At 67.8% G+C, this 24,036-nt stretch carries 21 protein-coding genes; 13 read left to right on the top strand and 8 right to left on the bottom strand.

Annotation, left to right across the window (positions count from 1 at the left end; translation table 11 throughout):
- Nucleotides 1–25 precede the first annotated feature (25 nt).
- From C7I84_RS13990 to C7I84_RS13965, 6 genes are read left to right on the top strand one after another with little or no spacing between them, the layout of a single operon-like run.
- Nucleotides 26–310, top strand: a complete 285-nt coding sequence (locus C7I84_RS13990; protein ID WP_106772813.1) for an antitoxin of toxin-antitoxin stability system — start codon at nucleotides 26–28, stop codon at nucleotides 308–310.
- Complete coding sequence (locus tag C7I84_RS13985; RefSeq protein WP_106772812.1) at nucleotides 307–600, top strand: type II toxin-antitoxin system RelE/ParE family toxin; 294 nt, start codon at nucleotides 307–309, stop codon at nucleotides 598–600. The genes C7I84_RS13990 and C7I84_RS13985 overlap by 4 nt, the downstream gene beginning before the upstream one ends.
- On the top strand, nucleotides 601–1,482 hold the full coding sequence (locus C7I84_RS13980) for a branched-chain amino acid ABC transporter permease (protein ID WP_106772811.1): 882 nt from the start codon (nucleotides 601–603) through the stop codon (nucleotides 1,480–1,482).
- Nucleotides 1,479–2,468, top strand: a complete 990-nt coding sequence (locus C7I84_RS13975) for a branched-chain amino acid ABC transporter permease (protein ID WP_106772810.1) — start codon at nucleotides 1,479–1,481, stop codon at nucleotides 2,466–2,468. Before C7I84_RS13980 ends, C7I84_RS13975 begins: the two co-directional genes overlap by 4 nt.
- The gene (locus C7I84_RS13970) at nucleotides 2,465–3,193 is read left to right on the top strand and encodes an ABC transporter ATP-binding protein (protein ID WP_106772884.1); all 729 of its coding nucleotides are present in this window, start codon (nucleotides 2,465–2,467) and stop codon (nucleotides 3,191–3,193) included. Before C7I84_RS13975 ends, C7I84_RS13970 begins: the two co-directional genes overlap by 4 nt.
- The gene (locus C7I84_RS13965) at nucleotides 3,193–3,900 is read left to right on the top strand and encodes an ABC transporter ATP-binding protein (protein WP_165816076.1); all 708 of its coding nucleotides are present in this window, start codon (nucleotides 3,193–3,195) and stop codon (nucleotides 3,898–3,900) included. Before C7I84_RS13970 ends, C7I84_RS13965 begins: the two co-directional genes overlap by 1 nt.
- Nucleotides 3,901–4,030: 130 nt before the next feature.
- Here the strand turns inward: C7I84_RS13965 and polA are convergent, their stop codons facing one another.
- Together polA and C7I84_RS13955 are read right to left on the bottom strand one after the other, a co-directional pair.
- The gene (gene polA / locus C7I84_RS13960; protein WP_106772808.1) at nucleotides 4,031–7,036 is read right to left on the bottom strand and encodes a DNA polymerase I; all 3,006 of its coding nucleotides are present in this window, start codon (nucleotides 7,034–7,036) and stop codon (nucleotides 4,031–4,033) included.
- Between the two features lie 77 nt (nucleotides 7,037–7,113).
- On the bottom strand, nucleotides 7,114–7,509 hold the full coding sequence (locus C7I84_RS13955) for a winged helix-turn-helix transcriptional regulator (RefSeq protein WP_106772807.1): 396 nt from the start codon (nucleotides 7,507–7,509) through the stop codon (nucleotides 7,114–7,116).
- 121 nt (nucleotides 7,510–7,630) lie between these two features.
- On the opposite strand from C7I84_RS13955, the gene gstA reads away from it, so the two are divergent.
- From gstA to C7I84_RS13935, 4 genes are all read left to right on the top strand, one after another.
- The gene (gene gstA / locus C7I84_RS13950; RefSeq protein ID WP_106772806.1) at nucleotides 7,631–8,245 is read left to right on the top strand and encodes a glutathione transferase GstA; all 615 of its coding nucleotides are present in this window, start codon (nucleotides 7,631–7,633) and stop codon (nucleotides 8,243–8,245) included.
- Nucleotides 8,242–8,631: a nuclear transport factor 2 family protein gene (locus C7I84_RS13945; RefSeq protein WP_106772805.1), complete on the top strand. Its 390-nt coding sequence runs from the start codon at nucleotides 8,242–8,244 to the stop codon at nucleotides 8,629–8,631. Before gstA ends, C7I84_RS13945 begins: the two co-directional genes overlap by 4 nt.
- Before the next feature lie 407 nt (nucleotides 8,632–9,038).
- Nucleotides 9,039–10,424 (top strand): M20/M25/M40 family metallo-hydrolase, encoded by a 1,386-nt coding sequence (locus C7I84_RS13940; protein ID WP_106772804.1) that lies wholly within the window; start codon nucleotides 9,039–9,041, stop codon nucleotides 10,422–10,424.
- A gap of 190 nt (nucleotides 10,425–10,614) precedes the next feature.
- Nucleotides 10,615–11,232, top strand: coding sequence for a ribonuclease D (locus C7I84_RS13935; RefSeq protein ID WP_106772803.1), 618 nt, complete (start codon nucleotides 10,615–10,617; stop codon nucleotides 11,230–11,232).
- Between the two features lie 168 nt (nucleotides 11,233–11,400).
- On the opposite strand, the gene C7I84_RS13930 is transcribed toward C7I84_RS13935, so the two are convergent.
- The 5 genes from C7I84_RS13930 to pncB form a co-directional block, all read right to left on the bottom strand.
- Nucleotides 11,401–12,885: a DUF2793 domain-containing protein gene (locus C7I84_RS13930; protein ID WP_106772802.1), complete on the bottom strand. Its 1,485-nt coding sequence runs from the start codon at nucleotides 12,883–12,885 to the stop codon at nucleotides 11,401–11,403.
- 318 nt (nucleotides 12,886–13,203) lie between these two features.
- A complete protein-coding gene (locus C7I84_RS13925; protein WP_106772801.1) occupies nucleotides 13,204–13,767 on the bottom strand; it encodes an ActR/PrrA/RegA family redox response regulator transcription factor in 564 nt (187 codons plus the stop codon).
- A 68-nt stretch (nucleotides 13,768–13,835) separates the two neighbouring features.
- Nucleotides 13,836–15,161 carry an ActS/PrrB/RegB family redox-sensitive histidine kinase gene (locus C7I84_RS13920; RefSeq protein ID WP_106772800.1) on the bottom strand — a complete coding sequence of 442 codons (1,326 nt, stop codon included), beginning with the start codon at nucleotides 15,159–15,161 and terminating at the stop codon, nucleotides 13,836–13,838.
- A 38-nt stretch (nucleotides 15,162–15,199) separates the two neighbouring features.
- Nucleotides 15,200–17,824, bottom strand: coding sequence for an ATP-dependent helicase HrpB (gene hrpB / locus C7I84_RS13915; protein ID WP_106772883.1), 2,625 nt, complete (start codon nucleotides 17,822–17,824; stop codon nucleotides 15,200–15,202).
- An 86-nt stretch (nucleotides 17,825–17,910) separates the two neighbouring features.
- Nucleotides 17,911–19,215, bottom strand: coding sequence for a nicotinate phosphoribosyltransferase (gene pncB / locus C7I84_RS13910; RefSeq protein ID WP_106772799.1), 1,305 nt, complete (start codon nucleotides 19,213–19,215; stop codon nucleotides 17,911–17,913).
- A 240-nt stretch (nucleotides 19,216–19,455) separates the two neighbouring features.
- Here pncB and C7I84_RS13905 point away from each other — a divergent pair, with 240 nt between their 5' ends.
- Nucleotides 19,456–20,466 carry a methyltransferase gene (locus C7I84_RS13905; protein WP_165816072.1) on the top strand — a complete coding sequence of 337 codons (1,011 nt, stop codon included), beginning with the start codon at nucleotides 19,456–19,458 and terminating at the stop codon, nucleotides 20,464–20,466.
- Between the two features lie 32 nt (nucleotides 20,467–20,498).
- Here C7I84_RS13905 and gcvA read toward each other — a convergent pair whose 3' ends face one another.
- On the bottom strand, nucleotides 20,499–21,473 hold the full coding sequence (gene gcvA / locus C7I84_RS13900) for a transcriptional regulator GcvA (protein ID WP_106772797.1): 975 nt from the start codon (nucleotides 21,471–21,473) through the stop codon (nucleotides 20,499–20,501).
- A gap of 190 nt (nucleotides 21,474–21,663) precedes the next feature.
- On the opposite strand from gcvA, the gene speB reads away from it, so the two are divergent.
- Together speB and C7I84_RS13890 are read left to right on the top strand one after the other, a co-directional pair.
- Nucleotides 21,664–22,734 carry an agmatinase gene (gene speB / locus C7I84_RS13895; RefSeq protein WP_106772796.1) on the top strand — a complete coding sequence of 357 codons (1,071 nt, stop codon included), beginning with the start codon at nucleotides 21,664–21,666 and terminating at the stop codon, nucleotides 22,732–22,734.
- Between the two features lie 124 nt (nucleotides 22,735–22,858).
- Nucleotides 22,859–23,935, top strand: a complete 1,077-nt coding sequence (locus C7I84_RS13890; RefSeq protein ID WP_106772795.1) for an ABC transporter substrate-binding protein — start codon at nucleotides 22,859–22,861, stop codon at nucleotides 23,933–23,935.
- Nucleotides 23,936–24,036 lie beyond the last annotated feature (101 nt).

Raw genomic sequence — 24,036 nt, 5'->3', positions numbered from 1 at the left:
GTCAGTATCTCGATAGGAGTCGATCATGGCCAAGGAAGCCGTCTTCACGATGAAGCTCGAGTCCGAGCTGCGCGATGCGTTCATGGCGGCCGCCAAGCGGGACGACCGTCCGGCTTCGCAGCTGGTGCGCGAGTTCATGCGCGACTATGTGCAGCAGGATCGGGAGTATGTGGAGTTCCTGCGGCGCAAGGTGGAGCGCTCGCGCGCCTCTATCGCCGCTGGCAAATGGCGTTCGGGAGAAGAGGTGGAAGCGGATTTCCGGCGGCGTCGCCAAGAAATCCTGCGAAACGCAAATGAGGGTGATGCGTGAAGGTTCGCTGGTCCGAAGATGCTGAACAGGACCGCAACGAAATCTTCGATTTCATCGAAGCCGACAATCCGATCGCCGCTGCGAAAATGGACCTTCTTTTCGAGAATGCGGCCGAAAGAGCGGCCAAATTCCCTCATATGGGCCGGCCGGGTGAGTTGCCGGGAACACGCGAACTGATTCCCCATCCGAGTTACCGTCTTGTCTACGAAATCCAGGATGACGCGATCTATGTTCACGCCATCCTCCACACCGCCCGCCAATGGCCGCCCGTCCTCGGCGAGGACAACTGAATGGGCTTCGGACCTCACCTCCTGCTGGCCACGCTCGAAGGCCTCGTGACCAGCGCCGTTCTGGCGCTGACCGCACTCGGGCTGTCGCTGGTCTTCGGCGTCATGCGCGTGGTCAATGTCGCACATGGCGAGTTCTACATGCTCGGCGCGGTAGTCGCCTGGTGGATCGCCTCGCTGGTCACGGGCCACCCCGCGCTCGGCTTCCTGGCGGCGCTGGTCGTCAGCCCGCTGATCGTCGGCGCGATGGCGCTGGTGTGCGAGCGGCTGGTGCTGCGAAAACTCGCCTACAATCCCGAATCCACCATCGTCGCCACCATCGGCATCCTCTACATCATCCAGCAGTTGGCGCTCACCTTCTACGGCGCCGACGCCCGGCCGGTGCCGCCGCCCTTCAATGTGCGCGTCCAGCTGCCCTGGTTCGGCTATTCCGGCTACAAGCTCTCGGTGATCGCCGCCTCCGCCGCGCTGCTGCTGGCCACCTGGTTCGTGCTGACCAGGACCCGCATCGGCCTGGTCATGCGCGCCACTCAGTACGACGGCGAGACGGCGCGCGCCTTCGGCATACCGGTGGAGACGGTCTATGCCGGCGTGTTCGCGCTGGGCGCCATGCTCGCGGCGATCGCCGCCGTGCTGATCGTGCCGATCAGCCAGGCGCATTACCTGATGGGCCGCGACCCGCTGCTGCTCTCCTTCATCGTCGTCATCATCGGCGGGCTGGGCTCGCTGCGCGGCACGGTGCTTGCGGCGGTGCTGATCGGGCTCGCCGACGGCATCATCTCCGTCTTCTTCTCGCCGACGCTCGCCAAGATCATCGCCACGCTGCTTGTCGCCATGGTGCTGGTCTTCCGCCCGCAGGGCCTGTTCGGAACGGCGGCGCGATGACGCGGGAGGAGACGTCGATCCGAACCTGGCTGCTGCACGCGCTGGTCGTGGCGGCGCTGTTCGCGCTCAATTTCGTGCTGCCCGACTACCATCACGGCGTGCTTGCCCGTGTCATGGTGCTCGCCGTCTTCGCCATGGGCTACAACCTCCTGTTCGGTTATGTCGGCCTGCTCAGTCTCGGCCATGCCATGTTCTTCGCCGCCGGCCTCTACGGTGCCGGGCTCCCCATGGTGCATCTCGGCTGGGGCGCCGGGGCAGGCTTTGCCACGGGCCTCGCCGCCGGCCTCGCGCTGTCGCTGGCGATCGGATTTTTGGCGCTGCGGACCACCGGCGTCGCGTTCATGATCGTCACCATGATGTTCTCGCAGGTGGTCTACCTGCTCACCTTCTATTTCGGATCCTGGACGCGCGGCGACGAGGGCCTGGTGATTCAGCAGGCGGAGCGGCGGCTTTCCTTTGCCGGCTTCGATCTCGACCTCACCAGCCCGGCGACCCGCTACATGGCGGCACTCATCCTGTTCGCCGTCGTGCTCGCCTTGACGCTGGCGATCGTGCGTTCCTCCTTCGGCCGGGTGCTGGTGGCGATCCGCGAGAACGAGGAGCGCACCCGCATGCTGGGCTTCGACGTCTTTGCCGGCAAGCTGGCGGCGACCGTGGTCTCCGGCACGATCTGCGCGGCGGCGGGCGCGGCCTATGCGATCCTGTTCGGCTATGTCGGCGCCAGCTTCGCCTCGGTGCAGTATTCCATCCTGCCGCTGCTGTGGGTGCTGCTCGGCGGCGCGGCGACGACGCTGGGGCCGCTGCTCGGCACGCTGCTGATGTATTACCTGATCGACGGCTCCGGCGACCTGCTGAAGGCCTGGCTGCCCGGCTGGAACGTCAGCCATCTCGGCATCGTCGGGCTGGCCCTGGTGGTGCTCGTCCTGTTCTTCCCTAGGGGCATCCTTGGTACGATACGCGGACGGTGGGTGAGATGGCTGCCGTGACGCCGCTGCTCACCACGACCGACCTCTGCAAGGCCTTCGGCGGGCTGCGCGCCGTCGACCATGTCGATTTCTCGGTTGCGCCCGGCGAGGTTCGCGCCGTCATCGGCCCGAACGGCGCCGGCAAGACCACCTTCGTCAGCCTGGTCTGCGGCCGCATCGCCCCGACCTCCGGGACGATCGTCTTCGACGGCCGCGATATCACGGCGATGCCGGCGCATGAGCGGGTGCGGGCCGGCATCGCCTACACCTTCCAGATCACCAGCGTCTTCCCCAACCTGACGGCGTTCGACAATGTCGCGCTGCCGGTGCAGCGCACGCTGGCCGACGGCCGCGGATCGGGCCGGCTGCGCGACGGCGTCATGGCGGCCCTGTCGCGCACCGGGCTCGCCGCCCGCGCCGGCACGCCGGCCGGCGCCCTGTCCTACGGCCACCAGCGATTGCTCGAAGTGGCGATGGGCCTGGCGCTGAAGCCGCGGCTGCTCATCCTCGACGAGCCGACGCAGGGGCTTTCCGATGGCGAGATCGACAGCTTCGTCGGGCTGGTGCGCGAGATCGCGCGCGACGCGACGGTGCTTTTGATCGAGCACAACATGCCGGTGGTGATGGCGCTCGCCGACCGCATCACCGTGCTTGATGCAGGAAAGGTGCTGGCGGAAGGCACGCCGGACGAGATCAGGGCGAATGCGCAGGTGCAGGCCGCCTATCTCGGCACGGAGGCGGCATGATGCCGGCCGCGCTGGAGATCAAAAACCTCGACTGCTTCCACGGCGACGTGCAGGTGCTGCACGGCCTGTCGCTGGAGCTGAAAGCCGGCGAGGTGCACTGCCTGCTCGGCCGCAACGGCGCCGGCAAGACGACCACGCTGAAGGCGATCATGGGGCTGCTGCCGGCACGGGCCGGCAGCATCGCGCTGAACGGCACGGAGCTGACGCGCCTGCCGGCGCATGAGGTTCCGAAGGCCGGCATCGCCTATGTGCCGCAGGGCCGCCGGCTGTTCGCCGAGATGACCGTGGCCGAGAACCTCGAGATCGGCCTGATGGCGCGTGGCAGGGGGGGCGCCACCCGCGAGGCGGTGCTCGACTTATTCCCGCTGCTGCGCGAGCGGCTGAAGCAGCGCTCCGGCACGCTGTCGGGCGGCGAGCAGCAGATGCTGGCGATGGCGCGAGCGCTCTGCCTGGAACCGGACGTGCTGCTGCTCGACGAGCCGACCGAAGGCCTGATGCCGTCGATGATCGCAAGAATCCGCGAGACGGTGTCGCGGCTGCGCGAGCGCGGCGTCTCCACGCTGCTGGTCGAGCAGCGCATCGACGCCGTCCTGCCGGTCGCCGACCGCGTCACCTTTGTCGAGAACGGCCGCGTCCGCGCCACGGTGGACGTGCAAGCCGTGCGCGCCGATCCGGCGATGGTGAACCGCTATGTGGGCGTGGGGTAGGAATTCCACCGGCTGCGAAGAGAAGATGCCGGCAGGCAGATACCAAACGAGCTGGCTTGACGGACAGGGCAAACAACGGCGGGTATGATAGGCTGTTCCGTAGGCGATGGGCTGCGCGATTGGCAGGAACTCAATGCGCCTCGTCCCAGTTGTCGGCCGCCCGCGCATCGACCCTCAGCGGCACGGCGAGCGAGACGGCCGGCATGGCCGAATTCTCCATCACCTGTTGCACGACCGGCAAAGTCGCCTCGACCTCCTCGATCGCCGTCTCGAAGATCAGCTCGTCATGCACCTGCAGCAGCATGCGCGCCGACAGGCCGGCCTGGCGCAGCGCATCCTCCATGCGGATCATGGCGCGGCGGATGATGTCGGCGGCCGATCCCTGGATCGGCGCGTTGATCGAGGCGCGCTCGTTGAAGGAGCGCACCGAGGGGTTGGATGAGCGGATCTCGGGATAGTGGATGCGCCGGCCGAAGATCGTCTCGACATAACCCTTGTCGCGCGCCATCTGCTTGCGGCTGTCCATGTAGTCGCGGATCCCGGGAAAGCGCTCGAAATACTTCTTGATGTAGTCGCCCGCCTCCGAGCGTTCGATCGACAGCTGGTTGGCCAGGCCGAAGGCCGAGATGCCGTAGATGATGCCGAAATTGATCGCCTTGGCGCGCCGGCGTATTTCCGACGGCATGCCCTCGACCGGCACGCCGAACATTTCCGAAGCAGTCATGGCATGGATGTCGACGCCGTCTGCAAAAGCCTGGCGGAGCTGCGGGATGTCGGCGATGTGGGCGAGCACCCTGAGCTCGATCTGCGAATAGTCGGCGGAGACCAGCTTGTTGCCCTTGTCGGCGATGAAGGCGGTGCGGATGCGCCGGCCTTCGGCCGTGCGGATCGGGATGTTCTGGAGATTGGGTTCCGACGACGAGATGCGGCCCGTCGGCGTGGAGGCAAGCGCGTAGGAGGTGTGCAGCCGCCGCGTCTCGGGGTGAATGTATTCCGGCAGGGCGTCGGTATAGGTCGACTTCAGCTTGGTGAGCTGGCGCCAGTCGACGATGCGCCGCGGCAGCTCGTAGCCTTCCGCCGCCAGCTCCTCCAGCAACTGCGCCGTGGTCGACCACTGGCCGGACTTTGTCTTGGAGCCGCCGGGAATGCCCATCTTGCCGAACAGGATGTCGCCGAGCTGTTTCGGCGAGCCGGTGGTGAAGCGCTCGCCGGCGGCCTGGTAGACGGCCTCCTCTAGCGCGGCGGCGCGTTGCGCGAACTCGCCCGACAGCCGCGACAGCATCTGCCGGTCGACCAGGATGCCGCGCTCCTCCATGCGCGCCAGCACCGGCACCAGCGGCCGCTCCAGCCGCTCGTAGACCGACACCAGCCCCTTGGCGACGAGGCGCGGCTTCAGCAGGGTCCACAGCCTCAGCGCGATGTCGACGCCCTCGGTCGAATAGACGGTGGCGCGCTCGATCGCGACGAAGTCGAAGCTGACCAGCTTCTTGCCCGAGCCGACCAGGTCCTTGAAAGGAATGACGTCGAGGCCGAGCCATTTGTCGGCCAGCGACGCCAGGTCGTGGCCGCCGCCGCTGCCGCCGTCTGTCACATAGGAGAGCAGCATGGTGTCGTCGCAGGGCGCCATGTCGATGCCGTGGCGGTGCAGCACGAACCAGTCGTATTTGAGGTTGTGCCCGACCTTCATCACCGACGGATCGGTGAGCAGCGGCGCGAGCGCGGCGAGCGCTTCCCGGACGGGGATCTGGTCCGAGATCGGGCCGCTGGCCAGCAGGTCGTCGCCGGACTTGTGCGCCAGCGGGACATAGGCTGCGCGGTTCGGGCCGAGCGCCAGCGAGACGCCCACCAGCTCGGCGCGCATCGGATCGAGCGACGTTGCCTCGACGCGGAAGGCAAGCACGCCGGCGGCGCGCGCCTCGGCGATCCATTGCTGCAGCGTGGCGAGGTCGCGGATGCAGGCATAGGCCTTCTGGTCGACCTTCGACGAGGCGGCCTGCTGGGCGCGCAGGGCGCTCAGCGCAGCGGGAGTCGCCTCCCCCCTCGAGGGGGAGGTGGCGGCGAAGCCGCCGGAGGGGGTTGTTGCGGCAGTGCTCGACGTTGCGGCGGTGCCTTCCGAGGCAAGCCCTTCCGGCGGCTTCGCCGCCATCTCCCCCTCGAGGGAGGAGAGAGCGCCCGCGCCGACATCCGGCCCGTGCAGATCGGCCATATCGACCTTGACGCTGGCGGCCTCGACCTCGGCGGCGTCCGTACCCGTCGCCTCGGCGACGCGCCGTGTCAGCGTGGTGAACTCCATCGCCTTGAGGAAGGCGATCAGCTTCGGCCCGTGCGGCGGCTGCAGGCCGAACGCCTCCAGTCCCTCCGTCACCGGCACATCGTCCTTCAGCCGCACCAGCTCGCGCGAGATGCGCGCCTTGTCGGCGTTGGCGATGATGTTTTCCCGCCGCTTCTCCTGCTTGATCTCGCCGGCGCGGGCGAGCAGCGTGTCGAGATCGCCGTAGATGTCCAGCAATTGTGCCGCGGTTTTCGGTCCGATGCCCGGAATTCCCGGCACATTGTCGACGGAATCACCGGTCATCGCCTGCAAATCGATCATCTTTTCGGGCGGAACGCCCCATTTTTCGATGACTTCCGGAATGCCGATGCGGCGATCCTTCATCGGATCGTACATCTTCACCGTCGGCCCGACGAGCTGCATCAGGTCCTTGTCGGAGGAGACGATGGTGGTGTCGCCGCCCACTTCGCAGGCAAGCCGCGCATAGGTGGCGATCAGGTCGTCCGCCTCGAAACCTTCCATCTCGATGCAGGGCAGGTCGAAGGCGCGCGTCGCCTCGCGGATCAGCCCGAACTGCGGGATGAGGTCGTCCGGCGGGGCGGAGCGGTTGGCCTTGTATTCGGCGTAGAGCTCGTTGCGGAAGGTTTTTGCCGAATAGTCGAAAATGACGGCGAAATGCGTCGGCGCCGTACCGACATCGGTGTTGCGCGCATCCTGGACCAGCTTCCACACCATGTTGCAGAAGCCGAGCACGGCGCTGGTCGGCAGTCCGTCCGACTTGCGGTTGAGCGGCGGCAGCGCGTGATAGGCGCGGAAGATGTAACCGGAGCCGTCGACGAGGAAGAGATGATCGCCTTTTTTCATGGGCGATAGGGGTAGCCCGCCGGCCGATGCCTGTCCATGGGCCAACGGCCGTTGCGAACGCCTCCTGACATGCCCGATCAGACGGCGTCGGCCGCCGCCCGCGGGCCGTCCCTGCCCCGCCAATGTGAGGCGTGGCCGTCCCTCAGCCTGCAACTGATCTCCACGATCGCCGAGATCGCCGGCATCATCTCGTTGCCGAGCTCGGTGAGCCCATATTCGACCGAGGGCGGCGACGTCGGCATCACCTTGCGCCACAGGACGCCCTTGCGCTCGAGGTCGCGCAGCCGGGCGGTCAGCACCTTGGCCGAGACCGTCGGCATGTCGGCCCGCAATTCGCCGAAGCGCCGCGGACCGGCCGAGAGATACCAGATGATGTGCGGCGTCCAGGCGCCGCCGAGCAGCGCCATGCATTCGGCCAGCGGGCAGTCGGACGGCGGCGTCGGCGCCTTGTTCTTGCGGACCTTCAGGGGCACGGTGCGCTCCGGTTACCGCTGGGATACCTGAAAAGCATGCTTACCACAAGTTATGTGGTTCCGTTTTGTTACTGCCTCTGCTACCAGCCATGCCGCCAACTCCTGGCAAGGGAACCAGTTCATGAAGCTCTACTACGCCCCCGGCGCCTGCTCGCTCACCAGCCACATCGTGCTGCGCGAGCTCGGCCACGATTTCGAGCTCGAGCGCGTCGACATCCTTACGAAGACCACCGAGACCGGCGCCGACTTCCGCGCCATCAATCCGAAGGGCTACGTGCCGGCGCTGCGGCTGGCCGACGGCGAGGTGCTGACGGAAGGCGCGGCGATCGTCCAGCATCTCGCCGATGCCAGCAAGGCGCGCGACCTCGCCCCCGAGCCGGGCACGCTTGCCCGGACGCGGCTGCAGGAGCATCTGAACTTCGTTTCGGCGGAGCTGCACAAGGCGTACAGCCCGCTGTTCAATCCGGCCGCCTCGGACGAGGCCAAGGCGACGGCGCGCGCCAATGTCGGCAGCCGCCTAGACTATCTTGAAAGGTTCTTCGCCGACGGCCGCGACTACCTGCTCGGCAAGAGCTTCTCGGTGGCGGACGCCTATCTCTTCGTGGTGGCGAACTGGTCCGCCCGCACCGGTGTCGATCTCGGCAAATGGCCGAAACTCGCCGCCTTCGTCGAGCGGGTTCGCGCCCGTCCGACCGTGCAGGCCGCTCTCGCCGCCGAGCGGCTTGTGGCAGCATGAGCGAACCCCATTCGCGCGCCTATGCCGAGATCGCCGAGGCGCTGGCCGATTATTTCGACGGGCTCTACCATAGCGACACGACGCGGCTGGCGAAGATCTTCCACCCCAAGGCGATCTACGCCTGCGCCAGCGAAGGCGAGCTGCTGCATCTGACGATGGACGAGTATTTTCCCGTCGTCGACAAGCGGCCGTCGCCGGCAAGCCGGAACGAGCCGCGCGCCGACCGCATCCTGTCGATCGAGCTGGCCGGGCCGGTTACCGCCTTCGTGCGGCTCAACTGCGCGATCGGGCCGAAATTCTTCACCGACCTGCTCACGCTGGTCAGGCTGGATGGCCGCTGGCAGATCATGGCGAAGGTGTTTCACTACGACCTGCGCCACGGTTGACGACGAAAAGGCAAGGGCAGAGCCGGCGGAGGGCACCGCCGGCGATCGTTCAAGGGCAGGGCGGCCGATCACGATTATATTACGAACTTGTAACATTGCCGGCCCTTGAAACACCACTTTTGCCTCCCCAAATACGATCCATCGGCAGTTAATGCCGGGTCCGGTCAAGGCCCGTCCCCCGCCTACCCGGACTGTGCGGCAGCCCCTTCCCCCTCTCCGGGCTGCCGCATGTTTCAGTAAGGCCGCCGTGGTTCCCCTCCACCACGGCGGCATTTTTCTGTCCGGGGCTCCCCTTTGCGTAGCAATATCTGCCATTGGCTGCACGCTGTCCCTGGCCCACCATCCCCGCTCTTTCCGTTCTCCCGTCCTGTCGTTAGGGTGCGCCGCCAATCGAAAGAGGTACGCCCATGTCCGCGCTGGTCCCCGTCCTTGACCGTCTCGATGCCGATCTCGACAAGAGCCTCGAGCGGCTGTTCGCGCTGCTGCGCATCAGGTCGATCTCGACCGACCCGGACTTCAAGGCCGACTGCCGCAAGGCGGCGGAGTGGCTGGTCGCCGACCTGAAGACCATCGGCTTCGACGCCAGCGTGCGCGACACGTCCGGCCATCCTATGGTCGTCGCCCATCACGACGGACCGGCCGGCGCGCCGCACATACTGTTCTACGGCCATTACGACGTGCAGCCGGTCGATCCGCTGGACCTGTGGCACGACGATCCCTTCGACCCAAAGGTCAAGGAGCTGGAGCCAGGCCGGAAGGTCATCACCGGCCGCGGCTCCTCCGACGACAAGGGCCAGCTCATGCTGTTCGTCGAGGCCTGCCGCGCCTGGAAGGCGGTGCACGGCACGCTGCCCTGCCGCGTCACGCTCCTGTTCGAGGGCGAGGAGGAGTCGGGCTCGCCGTCGCTGAAGCCGTTCCTGGAAGCCAGCGCCGCCGAGCTGCGGGCCGACTTCGCCCTGGTCTGCGACACCGACATGTGGGACCGGCAGACGCCCTCCATCTGCACCTCGCTGCGCGGGCTGGTGGGCGAGGAGGTGGTCGTCAAGGCCGCCGACCGCGACCTGCATTCCGGCATGTATGGCGGGCCGGCCGCCAATCCGGTCCGCGTCCTCGCCCGCATCCTCGCCGACATCCATGACGAGACCGGCCGCGTCACCATCCCGGGCTTCTACGACGGCGTGGAGGAGACGCCCCGGCAGGTGCTGCAGTCGTGGCAGGCGCTGGGGGAGACGGCCGAGAACTTCCTCGGCCCCATCGGCCTGTCCGAGCCGGCCGGCGAGACGGGCCGCTCGGTGCTGGAGCTGGTGTGGGCACGGCCGACCGCCGAATTCAACGGCATCTCCGGCGGCTACACCGGAAAAGGCTTCAAGACCGTGATCGCCGCCGAGGCGTTTGCAAAGGTCTCCTTCCGCCTGGTCCACAAGCAGGACCCGGTGAAGATCCGCGAGGCCTTTCGCGCTTTCGTGCGCGAACGGCTTCCGGCCGACTGCTCGGTCGAGTTCCATCCGCATGGCGGCTCGCCGGCGATCCAGCTGTCCTACGAGTCGCCCTTCCTCACCAAGGCGCAGCAGGCGCTGACCGACGAATGGAGCAAGGCCGCGGTGCTGGTCGGCAGCGGCGGCTCCATTCCCGTCGTCGGCGACTTCCAGACGATTCTCGGCATGGAGTCGCTGCTGGTCGGCTTCGCCCAATCCGACGACCGCATTCATTCGCCCAACGAGAAATACGACCTCGCCTCCTTCCACAAGGGCCAGCGCTCCTGGGCACGCATCCTTGACGCGCTGACGCGGTAAGCTGGGCACCTTTCCTCGCCCCCACGAAGTGGGGGAGAGGTGGCGCGCCCGAAGGGCGAGACGGAGAGGGGGACTTTGCCGCAACCGCGGATCGGCCTATCGGGCGGGGAGCAACCGACGTAAGCAGTCGGTCCCTGTTGATTTTTCTCGCGATCGCGGCGAGGAGTGAGCGCCACGACCGGAGACGACGATGACCATCCGCTTCCACAAGCACGACCTGCCCGACCTCGCCAACTACAATGTCGAGGCGGTCGCGATCGACACGGAAACGCTCGGTCTCAACCCGCATCGCGACCGGCTGTGCGTGGTTCAGATCTCGCCCGGCGACGGAACCGCCGACGTCATCCAGATCGCCCCCGGGCAGAAGAAGGCGCCGAACCTTGTCGCGCTCCTGCGCGACAAGCGCGTCACAAAGCTCTTCCACTATGCCCGCTTCGACCTTGCCGTGCTCAGCCACGCCTTCGGTGCCATGCCGGAGCCGGTGTTCTGCACCAAGATCGCCTCGCGGCTGACCCGCACCTACACCGACCGCCACGGGCTGAAGGACATCTGCTACGAGCTGCTCGGGGTCAACCTGTCCAAGGCGCAGCAGTCGTCCGACTGGGCCGCCGAGACGCTGTCGCCGGAGCAGCTCGAATACGCTGCCTCCGACGTTCTCCACCTGCACCGGCTGCGCGAGATCCTGGTCACCCGGCTGATGCGCGAGAACCGCACCAAGGTCGCCGACGCCTGCTTCCGCTTCCTGCCCGCCCGCGCCCGCCTCGACCTGATGGGCTGGGGCGAGGAGGATATCTTCGCACATAGCTGAGCCTCCCTCTCCCTTGAGGGGAGGGTGCCGAGCGAAGCGAGGCGGGTGGGGTGCGAGCGGCCGTGCGATGCCTTTTCTACCACGAAGAAGATGGCGTAGAGCACTGCCGCTCGCACCCCACCCGGCCGCTTCGCGGCCACCCTCCCCTCAAGGGGGAGGGAAAAACCTTCACAACCCTCCATACGCCGCCAGATACCAGGCTGAGCCGTCATGCACCGCCTCGGCCCACGTATTGGCCGCCAGGTTCTTCAGTCCGCCGAAGGACAGGCTGAACGCGCCGCCGCCGGTACGCGCCAGGCGGAAGCGGGCGCCGGCATAGGCGTTGGTCGCCGACAGCGTCACCGCACGATCGGCGGAGAGCGTGCCGGTATGGCGCTGCTCCTCGGCATTGGCCAGCACGGCAAGCGTGAAATCGGCATCGCTCGCCACCGCCTGCTGGCCGCCGCGCGACACGCGCCGCCAGGCCGCGCCGTCGGAATTGAGCTGCCCGCCGCCGCCGCCCAGGTCCGAGCAATGGATCATCTGCCCGGCGGGCGAAGCTGACGGCAAGCTTGCGATCGTATAGGAGCGCAGCCGGAAATGGCGATTGGCGTCGATCACCGGCACCGAGAACAGCGAGAGGCCCGACGCATGGTCGAGCGCCCCGGCCTCCGCGACCGACGTGCTGCCGTTGGGCGTCAGCTCGATCGTCCAGCGCGTGCCGCGCGCCGCGGCGCTGTGGTTCTCCGAGGCGCGGAAGGCGAGGCGGCCTGAGGTCACCGTGCCGATGGCGGTCCCGTCCCACGGGCGGACGATGAATTCCGCCATCAGCCCGGTATTGGTCATGAAGGCCGGCGATGCCAAGCTGCCGCGCGCCACATCCGCGGCAAAGGTCGCGTGGGTGGCATTGGTGTCGCGGTAGCTGATCAGCCTGAGCAGAGTCGCCGCAGCGTCCCGCGTGATGGTCAGCGACGCCCCGGACATCGACAGCGAGGCGTTCAGATTGAGCTGGTTGCCGATGGCAAGCTGGCCGGTCGCCTTGTCGACCGTCAGCGCCGTTGTCCAGGCCGTGCCGTCGGGCGAGACTTTCAGCGACAGATTGTCGTCGCCGATCAGCCCGAACTCGGCCCGGCCGGAGAAGCCAGTCTGCATCAGCAGCGACAGGACGTCGGCCGCGGTCTCCTTGTTCAGCGTGTAGCGAAGATCGCCGTCGCCACCCTCCGCGGCTGTCCTCGCCGCCCACAGCGCCTTGTTGAGTTTTGCCGAAAAGGGATTGGCCGCGTCCGCCGTGGTGCCGATGCCGAGCAGGGAAAGCGACTGCAGGACATCGATCGCCGCCGGATAGTCTGCCCAGGTCGAACCGGTCCAATGGACGAGCTTCGCCTCGTCCACGACGAAAACGAGCCAACCGGGTCGCGGAGCGTAGAAGGCCCAGACGCCGTCGAGGCGATGCGCGATGCTGCCGGCCCGGCCGGTCCAGTCGCCCGACGCGCCGCTTGCCACGATGTACCGGTCGCCGTTGGCGGGCGACGCCGGCGGCGCCGCGAGGTCGCGGTCGAGCACGCCCGGCTGCACCAGCGCGTCGAGCATGGCGATCGCCTCGTTGTGGGTGACGTGCTTCTGCGCCTGCGACGGCAGGATGTAGGGGAGAGCGAGATTGTCGGAAGTGTCCATGTCGGCGCCTCGTTGAACTCGGCACAAGCATGGGACGGGTTGCGGAGGAGGGGGCAGCGCGGCGATGCGCCGGGCTGTTTTCGGCACGGCCACATGTCGCCGCGCCAGCCGGTCATACCGGCCAAGCGGTTGAAATCAAAATCAATCCTGCCGAAGCAGTAATCGCCTGGACGTGTGCCCTCGCGGATTTTTTGTTCGCAAGGTCGATTTTTTGTCCCCTCTTTCGGGAACAAGCGGGCCTGTCCCGGGCGCTCTTATCCGGCGGCGAGCCTCACCTCCGCTACGGCATGAGGACTCCGCCTCCGGGCGCAGCCGCGCTCAGCGCGGCGCGCGCTTGGCGAGGATGCGCTGCAGGGTGCGGCGGTGCATGTTGAGGCGCCGCGCCGTTTCCGAGACGTTGCGGTCGCACATCTCGTAGACGCGCTGGATGTGCTCCCAGCGCACGCGGTCGGCCGACATCGGGTTTTCCGGCGGGGCGGCGCGCTCGCCGCCGCTGCGGGTCAGCGCCGCGTAGATGTCGTCGGCGTCGGCCGGCTTGGACAGGTAGTCGATGGCGCCGAGCTTCACCGCCGTCACGGCGGTGGCGATGTTGCCGTAGCCGGTGAGGATGACGGCGCGCGCGTCGGCGCGGCTCTCGCGGATCGCCGCAACCACGTCTAGCCCGTTGCCGTCGCCCAGCCTCATGTCGACGACCGCATAGGCGGGCGCGCCGGCCTTCGCCTTGGCGACCGCCTCCTCGACGCTTTCGGCCGTGTCGACCGAGAAGCCGCGCGCCTCCATGGCGCGCGCCAGCCGGGTCAGGAACGGCTTGTCGTCGTCGACCAGCAGCAGCGATGCGTCCTGCCCGATGCCGGTATCGGTGATCGTCTCTTCGGCCATCATCGGCGCCTTACCCTTTCATCTGTCTTGTTCTCGCGACGATATAGCCATTCGGGGCCCGGAATGCCACATCAGGCGGTATCGTGCATGATGTCGGGGGCGGGACGCCGGCTGACGAACTGGTCGCGCCGCCACGAGACCTGCGCCACCGCGCCCATGCCGCGCTCGTTGGCGTTGAAGAAGGAGAGGCCGGCGCCGGAGCGCTCCAGCAGCGTCTTGGCGATGAACAGGCCGAGGCCGAGGCCGCCGCCGGGCTCCGGCCCCTGCCGCGTCGACATGTAAGGCTCGCCGATGCGGTCTAGGATCTCCGGGCGGAAGCCGGGGCCGTCGTCGACGACGTCGATCGTCACCGCCTCGTCGTTCCAGCGCCAGCGCACCGTGACGGTACTCGCCGCGAAGTCGACGGCGTTCTCGACCAGATTGCCGAGCCCGTAGATGACGCCGGGATTGCGGTGGCCGACCGGCTCCTGGCCGATGCGCTCGCCCGGCTCCAGCCGGATGGCGATGCCGAAGTCGCGATGCGGGGCGATCACCTCCTCGATGAGCGAGGTCAGCGGCAGGCGGGCCATGTGGCCCTCGCTCTCCGACGACAGGCTGGTCAGCCGCTTGAGGATCTCGCGGCAGCGCTCGCTCTGCGAGCGCAGCAGCGTGACGTCCTCGCGGAACTTGGGATCGTTGCCGAGCGCCCGCTCCATCTCCTTGGCGACCACGGTGATGGTGGCGAGCGGCGTGCCGAGCTCGTGCGCGGCGGCAGCCGCCAGCCCGTCCAGCGCCGACAGATGCTGCTCGCGCTGCAGCACCAGTTCGGTGGCGGCGAGCGCATTGGCGAGCAGCCGCGCCTCCTCGGCGACCCGCCAGGCATAGACGGCGGTGAAGGTGATCGAGGAGAACAGCGCCACCCACATGCCGGCGACATAGACGAAGGGCATCGCCAGCCGCTCGCCCTCCACCCAGGGCAGCGGCATGTGGCGGAACACCAGCACAGTCGCCATCGCCATCACCAGGGCACCGAGCGCCGCGGTCATCTTCAGCGGCAGGGTGGTGGCCGAGATGACCACGGGCACGGTGAGCAGCAGCGAGAACGGGTTGGTGAGCCCGCCGGTGACATAGAGCAGGCCGGCGAGCTGCAGGGAATCGAACAGCAGCGTGGCCAGGGCCGAATTGGGGGGCAGCCGATGCGTCGACGGAAAGCGGAAGGTGAGGAACAGGTTGAGCCAGGCCGAGCAGGCGATCAGCGCGAAGCACAGGCTGACCGGCAGAGGGAACTGCAGCCAGTAGGCGACCACGATGACCGCGACGCTCTGGCCGGCGATCGCCAGCCAGCGCAGCCGGATCAGCGTGTTCAGCCTGAGCCGGTGCGTCTGCTCGAAGTCGGGGGTGGTGAAGGGTTTGATCATGCCGGTTTATCGCGCCGGAAGGGCGCTCGCGCCAAGCGCTATTTGACGCGGGGCTTTGCCCGGGCGGTAGCCATGGCGCTGGCAGGTTCCTCCGGCCAGACATGCTTGGGATAGCGGCCGCGCATGTCGGCGCGCACGTCGGCCCACGAGCCGCGCCAGAAGGCGGGCAGGTCGCGCGTCGTCTGGATCGGCCGGTGCGCCGGCGACAAGAGTTCCAGCGTCAGCGGCACGCGGCCGTCGCCGATCGTCGGATGCGCGGTCAGGCCGAACAGTTCCTGCACGCGGATCGACAGCACCGGTATCTCGCCGTCGTAGCGGATCGGCACCCGGCTGCCCGAAGGAGCATCGAAATGCGTCGGCGCGGCCTTGTCGAGCCGCCGCTGCAACTCGTGCGGAACGAGCGCTATCAGCGCTGCGGAAACGGCGCCGGGATCGATGCGGGAGAAGGCGGCCTCGCCGGTCAGGAACGGCAGCAGCCACTCTTCCAGCGAAGCGAGCAGGGCGCCGTCCGATACGTCCGGCCAGGGCGCGCCGACCGCCCGGTGCAGCCAGGAAAGGCGGCTGCGCAGGGTCTCGGCGTCCTTGCCCCACGGCAGCAGCGCCAGCCCGTGCGCGCGCAGCGCATCGAGGATAGCGCGGTCGGCGTCGGCGCCTTTCGGCGGCGGCAGCATCCGCTCGGACAGCACCACGGCGCCGAGACGCACCGCCTCGCGGCTGCGCACCGCGCCGCGCTCGCGGTCGAACTCGGTGACGCGCCGCCGCTCCAGCCGGTCGCCGAGCACGGCGCGGATGGCGTCCTCGCCGACCGCAGCCGCCGCGGTGATGCGCGCGTTCTGCGCCTTGCCCTGCACGTCGGCCACCACCAGGAACGTCTCGCCGGCCAGCGGGTCCGCCGCGTCGAGCATCGCCCCGCCGCCGTTCGACAGCACGAAGCGGCCGCGCTCGCCGCGCGCCCTGGCGACCCTGTCCGGCCAGGCATGGAGGAGAAGCGCGCCGGCACTTTCCTTCCCTTTCGAGGGGGAGGTGCCGCCAAAGGCGGCGGATGGGGTCGGGTGAGGCAGCGCGCCAGCTCCACCCTCCCCCTTGCGGGGAGGATCGGCGCGAAGCGCCGGGGTGGGGACCGACCGCGCGGTGGGTGCCGGTTCACCCCCACCCCGCCCTTCGGGCGACCCTCCCCTCAAGGGGGAGGGTAAGCTCCGAGCCAGCCTCTCCGCCAGCTGCCGTGCCGCCGTTGCCCGTGGCGACTTCTCCGTCCGGAACCGCGCCAGCCGCCGCTCCAGGTCGGCGCTGTCGCCGCCCAGCCCGCGCTCGGTCAGCAGCACCGCGATTTCGGCCGCCTCACGGGCCGCCCCGTGCCGCGCCGCCTCCGCCACCATATGCGCCAGCCGCACCGGCAGCGCGAGCTTTCGCATCGTCGCGCCCGCCTCGGTGAGCCGGCCGTCGGCGTCGAGCGCATGCAGCGCTGCGAGCAAGGCGCGCGCCTCGGCCAGGGCCGGCGCGGGCGGCGGATCGAGAAAGGCGAGCGCGCGCGGATCGGCGACGCCGAAGGCGGCGCAGTCGAGCAACAGCGACGACAGGTCGGCCTCAAGGATTTCCGGCGTATTGTAGGGCGCAAGCGCCGCCGTCTGCTCGGCCCGCCACAAGCGGATGGCGACACCCGGCTGCGTGCGCCCGGCGCGCCCCGCCCGCTGGTCGGCCGACGCCTTGCTGACGCGCACCGTCTCCAGCCGCGTCAGCCCGGAGGCCGGCTCGTAGCGCGGCACGCGCGACAGACCGGAATCGACGACCACCCGCACCCCGTCGATGGTGATCGAGGTCTCGGCGATCGAAGTCGCCAGCACCACCTTGCGCCGCCCCGCCGGCGCCGGCCTTATCGCCGCGTCCTGGGCGCGCGCGTCGAGTTGGCCGTAGAGCGGCACGATGTCGACATTCTCCGCGATACGTCCCTCCAGCCGCTCCGCCGTGCGAAGTATCTCGCGTTGGCCGGGCAGGAAGGCGAGCACGCTGCCCTCCTCGGCCGCCAGCGCCTCGCGCACCGCCGCGGCGACGCCATCCTCGACCGCCGTGCCGGGCGCCCGCTCGGCGTGGCGGATGTCGACGGGAAAGCTGCGGCCGGCGCTTTCGATCACCGGCGCATCGCCGAGCAGTTTTGCCACACGCGCGCCGTCCACGGTGGCCGACATCACCAGCAGCCTGAGGTCGGGCCGCAGTGCCCCCTGCACGTCGAGCGCCAGGGCCAGCCCGAAATCGCCGTCGAGCGAGCGCTCGTGGAATTCGTCGAACAGGATGGCGGCGATGCCCGGCAGTTCCGGATCGTCGAGGATCATGCGTGCGAGAATGCCCTCGGTGACGACGAGGATGCGCGTCCTGGCGGAGACCTTGCGTTCCATGCGCATGGCGTAGCCGACGGTGCCGCCCGGCTCCTCGCCGAGGATTTGCGCCATGCGCCGCGCCGCCGCCCGGGCCGCCAGCCGGCGCGGCTCGAGCAGCAGGATGGTGCCGTCGCCGCGCCAGGGTGCCGACAGCAGCGCCGGCGGCACCAGCGTGGTCTTGCCGGCGCCGGGCGGCGCCACCAGCACGGCGCCGTTGCCCGTCTCCAGCGCGGCGAGCAGCGTCGGCAGCGCCTCGGTGACGGGCAGAACGGGGAGGTCGGCGATGTTCATGCGGATGCCAATCGGAAACTCACCGCGCATCGCACGCTCGGACCTGTCCAACTACGGCCCGTTCCATCCACTCCCGGCCCGCCCTCTCACACCTTCACCGCCTGCCGCACCCTTTCCTTGTCGCCGAACACGCGCAGGTAGCGGTCGATCTCGCGCGGGTCGCCGGTCGCCTTGGCGGGATTGTCGGAGAGCTTCACCGCCGGCCGGCCGTCGGCGCTGGTCACCTTGCACACCAGCGAGATGGCGTTGAGCCCGTCGGTCGGGATCGGCGCGCAGCCTTCGAAGTCGTTGGTGAGATTGGTGCCCCAGCCGAACGACATGCGTACCTTGCCCTCGAAATGACGATAGGTCTCGATGATGGACTCGACCTCCAGCCCGTCGGAGAAGATCAGCAGTTTTGTGCGCGGGTCTTTCCCCTTCTGCCGCCACCACGCCATGATGCGCTCGCCGCCCTCGATCGGTGGGGCGCTGTCGGGGCGGAAGCCGGTCCAGTCGGCCACCCAGTCGGGCGCATCGCGCAGGAAGGAGGCCGTGCCGAAGGCGTCGGGCAGCACGATCAGCAAATTGCCGCCATAATAGCGCTGCCAGTCCTGCAGCACGTGATAGGGCGAGCGCCTCAGCTCCTCCTCGCTGTCGGTGAGCGCGGCCAGCACCATCGGCAGCTCGTGTGCGTTGGTGCCCAGCGCCTCCAGGTCGGTGTCCATGGCGAGCTTGACGTTGCTGGTGCCGGTGAAGGCTTCGCCGATACCCTCTTTCAGCGCCTCCACGCACCAGCGCTGCCACAGGAAGGAGTGGCGCCGCCGCGTGCCGAAATCGGAGATACGGATGTCGGGCAGCTTCTTCAGCCGCTCGGTCTTGTCCCACATCTTGGCCTTGGCGCGGGCATAGAGCACGTCGAGCGCGAACGGCGCGAAGGACTTCATGGCGGCGCGCGAGCGCAGCTCGTTGATGATCGCCAGCGCCGGGATCTCCCACATGGTGGTGTACATCCACGGGCCGGGGAACTCGAGCTCGAACTGGCCGTCCTTCTTGCGCAGCTCGTATTCCGGAAGCTGGAAACCCTCCAGCCAGGCCAGGAACTCCGGCGAGAAAATCTGCTTGCGGCCGTAGAAGGTGTTGCCGCCCAGCCAGATCATCTCCTTCTTGGAGAAGCGCAGCGTGCGGGCGTGGTCGAGCTGCGCCCGCAGTTCCTGCTCGTCGATCTCGTCGGCAAGACGCACCGTAGTCTTCCGGTTGATCAGCGAGAAGGTGGCGTCCACCTTCGGGTACATGCCCCAGATCATCTGCAGCATCAGAAGCTTGTAGAAATCCGTGTCGAGCAGGCTGCGCACGATCGGATCGAGCTTCCAAGTGTGGTTGTAGACGCGCCGGGCGATATCGGTCCTGGTCATAGGCCCTCTCGAACTCTCCTCCGCAGCCTTCACGGCTCACGCGCGCTATAGCATCGAAAAGTCCGGCATGCTTCAGGATATGTTTGGTCCTGCATATCAGAACACCGGCGATGCAGGCGATTGCCCGGGCGACGGGGCATTGACGCGGACTGCCGCAGCAGCGTTCAATGCCGTCACGCAATACAAAAAACCTCGCCTATCGGAATGACGACAATCCCTGCCGGCCGATGGAGGGATCGCATGGCGAACGGGGATGGCTATTCACGAGTCCTCGGCCTCGTCCGAGGCCTGCAGGTCTCGAAGATGATCGAGATCGCCTGCTCGCTCGGCCTGGCCGATCGCATCGATGCCAAGGCACGCCCGGTCGCCGAGCTCGCGGCCGAATGCGGCGCGGATCCGGAACGGCTCGCCCGCCTGTTGCGCGCGCTCGCCGCCTTCGGCCTGTTCTCGATCTCCGAAGACGGCGCGGTCGCCCACACCGACGACTCCCGCTATCTGCGCAAGGATTCCGCCCCTACGCTTCATTATGCATCGCGCTACTACGCCATGCCGAGTTCCTGGGCCGTCTGGGGCGCCGCGGCGCGCGCCATGACCGGCGACACGCCGTTCGAGGCCGAATTCCGAAAACCCTACTTCAGCCATTTGGCCGACAACCCGACGGAAGCCGCGATCTTCGACGCCTTCATGCGGCACAGCCCCGACGATCGGCATGCCGCGGTCGTCGCGGCCTATGATTTTTCGCAAGCCGAGCGGGTGGTGGATGTCGGCGGCGGCAGTGGGGCGCTTCTGAAGGCGATCCTGGCCGCCCATCCGGCGCCAAGCGGCGTGCTGTTCGACCAGGCGGGAGCAGTGGCTGGCGCCGCCGGGGTGCTCGGCGAGCTTGCCGGCCGTTGCACGGTGGAGGCCGGCAGCTTCTTCGATCATGTTCCCGCCGGCGGCCACATCTACACGCTGTCCCAGATCCTGCATGACTGGAACGACGAGCGCTGCGTCGAAATCCTCTCCCGGTGCCGGGCGGCGATCAGGCCGGACGGCCGCCTGCTGGTGATCGAGCGGGTGCTCGAAGCGCCTCCCGGCGAAGCCGATTCGATGAATTATCTCGCCGACATGCACATGATGATGCTGTTTCCCGGCGCGAAGGAGCGGTCTCTGGCCGAATATACCGCGCTGTTCCGCAAGGCCGGCTTCGGCGGGCCGCGGCTGATCCGCACGCGCTCGGCGTTCTCGATCGTCGAGACGGCCCCGGCGTGAGGAGAGGTGCCCGAAGGGCCGATGAGGGTGCTTCATTGGTCGGCTAACCCCGCCTGCACCTTGCCGGACACGCGCCGCTTGCGGATGCTGATCTGGCCGGCGACCGCGACCCCGCCGGCGGCCATGCTCATGTCGCGCTCGGCGAACAGCCAGTCGATGAAGGTCTGCGCGGCCGGCGCGGCGCGTACGCCGCTGCGGCAGGCGACGTAGAAGGAATCCACCGCCGGCACCGACAGGTTGAACGGCGTGACCAGCAGCCCGCGCGCCAGAAGCCCGCTCGCCGTCACCGAATCGCCCAGCGCCACGCCGTGCCCATGCTGCGCCGCCTCGGTCGAAAGCCGCGCATCGCTGAAATGCAGCTGCGGCCCGCGCGCCAGATCGAGGGCGTCTGCCGCCGCCAGCCAGGTATGCCATTCGCGCCCGTCGTCGCCATGCAGCAGCACGTGGTCGGCGAGGTCGCGCACCGAACGGATCGGCCGGTTGTTGATCAGCGACGGGCTGGCGACGGGGAAAAGCTCGAGGTCCGACCATTTCCGGAACCAGCAGCCGCTCCAGTCACGGTCGCCATAGTGGACACACACGTCGATGTCGGGCGAACGCAGGTCGAGCGGATCGTTGGAGGCGTTCAGCTTCAGCCGGATGTTCGGATACTGCGCCACGAACCCGCCGAGGCGCGGGATGAGCCACAGCGACAGCAGCGCCGGCACGCAGCTCACCGTCAGCGCGCCGGCGCCGGTCGGGCGCGCCATGCGCGCCGTCGCCGCAGCGATGCCGTCGAAGGCGCTGGTGACCGAGGGCAGTAGCTCGGCGCCCTGGAGCGTCAGTTTCAGGCGCTGGCCGGCGCGCTCGAACAACTGCACCTTGAGCATTGCCTCCAGCGCCTTGATCTGGTGACTCACGGCGCCATGGGTGACGTTGAGCTCGGACGCCGCCTTGGTCAGCGATCCGTGCCGGGCGGTGGCCTCGAAGGCCCGCAACGGATTGAGCGGAGGCAGCCGGCGCGCCATGCCGTGTCGTTCCTGTGAGAAATTCTCACACACAAGGCTATAACAATATCAATTGATCTTTCAATCGCGTTGACGCAACCTAGCGGGAAAAGCAGAAAACCAGGGGAACGCGAGGACGAGCATCCGGCGACGGAAGCATGGATGCCCTCGGCATTCCGGCGTTCCCGCCATCGCGAACGAGGAGGAGGCCATGGGCTTCTCGGAAAGCAAGCTGGAGGCGCTGCGCCGCAAGTATGGCGAGAGCCACGGCGGCGAATTGTTCAACCCGCAGTTCCGGCGCGTGGCCGACAAGATCTTCACCAAGAGCGGCACGCGGCTCGCCCCCTATTCCGGCATCCCAACCTTCCTCACCGCGCCCTACATGCCGGTCGACAACGACCAGCCGGATTTCGGCGACCTGCAGGTGGCGATCCTCGGCGTGCCGATGGATCTCGGCGTCACCAACCGGCCGGGCTCGCGCTTCGGGCCGCGGGCGCTGCGCGCCATCGAGCGCATCGGACCCTACAACCACGTGCTCGACTGCGCCCCTGTGCAGGACCTGCGCGTCGCCGACATCGGCGATATCGCCTTCCAGAGCCGCTACCGGCTGGAGCTCAGCCACGAGGACATCGAACGGCGCGCCCGGCAGATCGTCGAGGCCGGCGTGATCCCGCTGTCGGTCGGCGGCGACCACTCGATCACCCACCCGATCCTCAAGGCCGTCGGCGCCAAACAGCCGGTCGGCATGATCCACATCGACGCCCATTGCGACACGGGCGGCGCCTTCGACCAGACGAAGTTCCATCACGGCGGTCCGTTCCGCAACGCGGTGCTGGACGGCGTGCTCGACCCGACCCGCACCATCCAGATCGGCATCCGCGGCTCGGCCGAGTATCTGTGGGAGTTCACCTACGAGTCCGGCATGACGGTGATCCACGCCGAGGAGGTGTCGGGCCTCGGCATCCCCGCCGTCATCGAGAAGGCCAGGAAGATCGTCGGCGACGGCCCGACCTACCTCTCCTTCGACGTCGACAGCCTCGACCCCGCCTTCGCGCCCGGCACCGGGACGCCCGAGGTCGGCGGCCTGACGACGCGCGAGGTGCTGGAGATCCTTCGCGGCCTCAAGGGGGTCAATCTGGTCGGCGGCGACGTCGTCGAAGTGGCCCCGCAATACGACTCCACCACCAACACCGCGCATGCCGGCGCGCAGGTGCTGTTCGAGATCCTGTCGCTGATGGTGTTCAGCCCGGCGATAACCGGTTCGCGTGACAGCGACGGTTGAAGAGGAGCCGCAGGGGGCAGTTTACGCTCCCGGATGTCCTCCCCCGCGACACAGCGCGGAACAACCACTAGACTGCAGACAAGGAACATGCCGGAAAACCGGCCGAAACAGAGGAGAACCAGAGATGAAGATCGAACTCACCCGGCGGACCGTGCTCGGCGCAGCGATCGCCGGCGCCAGCGCGCTCGCCATGCCTTCGGTCCTGTGCGCGCAGGACAAGTCGCTGAAGGTCGGCGTCTATGGCGGCTATTTCAAGAAATCCTTCGATGAGCACATCTTCCCGGAATTCACCAAGGCGAGCGGCATCGCGGTGGAATCGGTGGCCGAGCCGACCGGCGAGGCCTGGCTGGTGCAGCTTGAGCAGGCGGCCAAGGCCGGGCAGGCGCCGGCCGACGTGTCGATGATGTCGCAGACCTCGACGCTCAAGGGCCAGTCGACCGAATTGTGGACGCCGATCGACGACAAGAAGATCAAGAATTTCGCCGACCTGCTGCCGCAGTTCGTCAACAAATATCCGGACGGCCGCGTCGCCGGCATCGGTGCCGTCGCCTGGTACATCACGCTGGTCACCAACACCGATGCATATCCGACCGCCCCCGATTCCTGGGCGGCCTTCTGGGATCCGGCCAATGCCGACAAGCTCGGCCTGCTGGCGCTGGTCTCCAACTCCTTCCTGCTGGAAGTTACAGCCGCAACCTTCTTCGGCGGTACCAACGCGCTCGACACCGAGGAAGGCCTGCTCAAGGCCTTTGACAAGCTCGCCGAGGTCAAGCCGAACGTGCGGCTCTGGTACCGCGACGAGGCGCAGTTCGAGCAGGCGCTGAAGTCGGGCGAGATCCCGATGGGCCAGTATTACCACGACGTCACCGGCCTCGCCGCGGCCGACGGCCAGCCGGTGCGCTCGACCTTCCCGAAAGAGGGCGGCATCCAGGACAGCGGCAACTGGGTCATCTCGCGCGCCTCGGAGAAAGCCGAGGAGGCGCATGTGTTCATCGACTATATGAGCCAGCCGTCGATCCAGGGCCTGATGTCGCGCAAGGTCGGCACGGCGCCGACGCTGAAGAAGGACAAGCTCGACCTGACCGCCGAGGAATTCGCCGCCGTGTCGTCGGAGATCCAGCCGATCCTGCCGCGCTACGACCTCTACACCACCAAGGCCGACTGGCTGAACCAGAAGTGGACGGAGATGATCGCGAGCTGAGCTGGGGGCGGAGCTTGTCTCGATGCGCCGCTGACGCTATCTTGCTGGAGTGGGAGCCAGGCTTTCGCCCGGCCCCCGTTTCCTAGCTTCTGAAGCGGACC

This window comes from Kumtagia ephedrae (assembly GCF_003012745.1).
GTDB lineage: Bacteria > Pseudomonadota > Alphaproteobacteria > Rhizobiales > Rhizobiaceae > Kumtagia > Kumtagia ephedrae.
The sequence above is the reverse complement of the archived record's forward strand: the minus strand, read 5'-3'. Positions and strand labels throughout refer to the sequence as shown.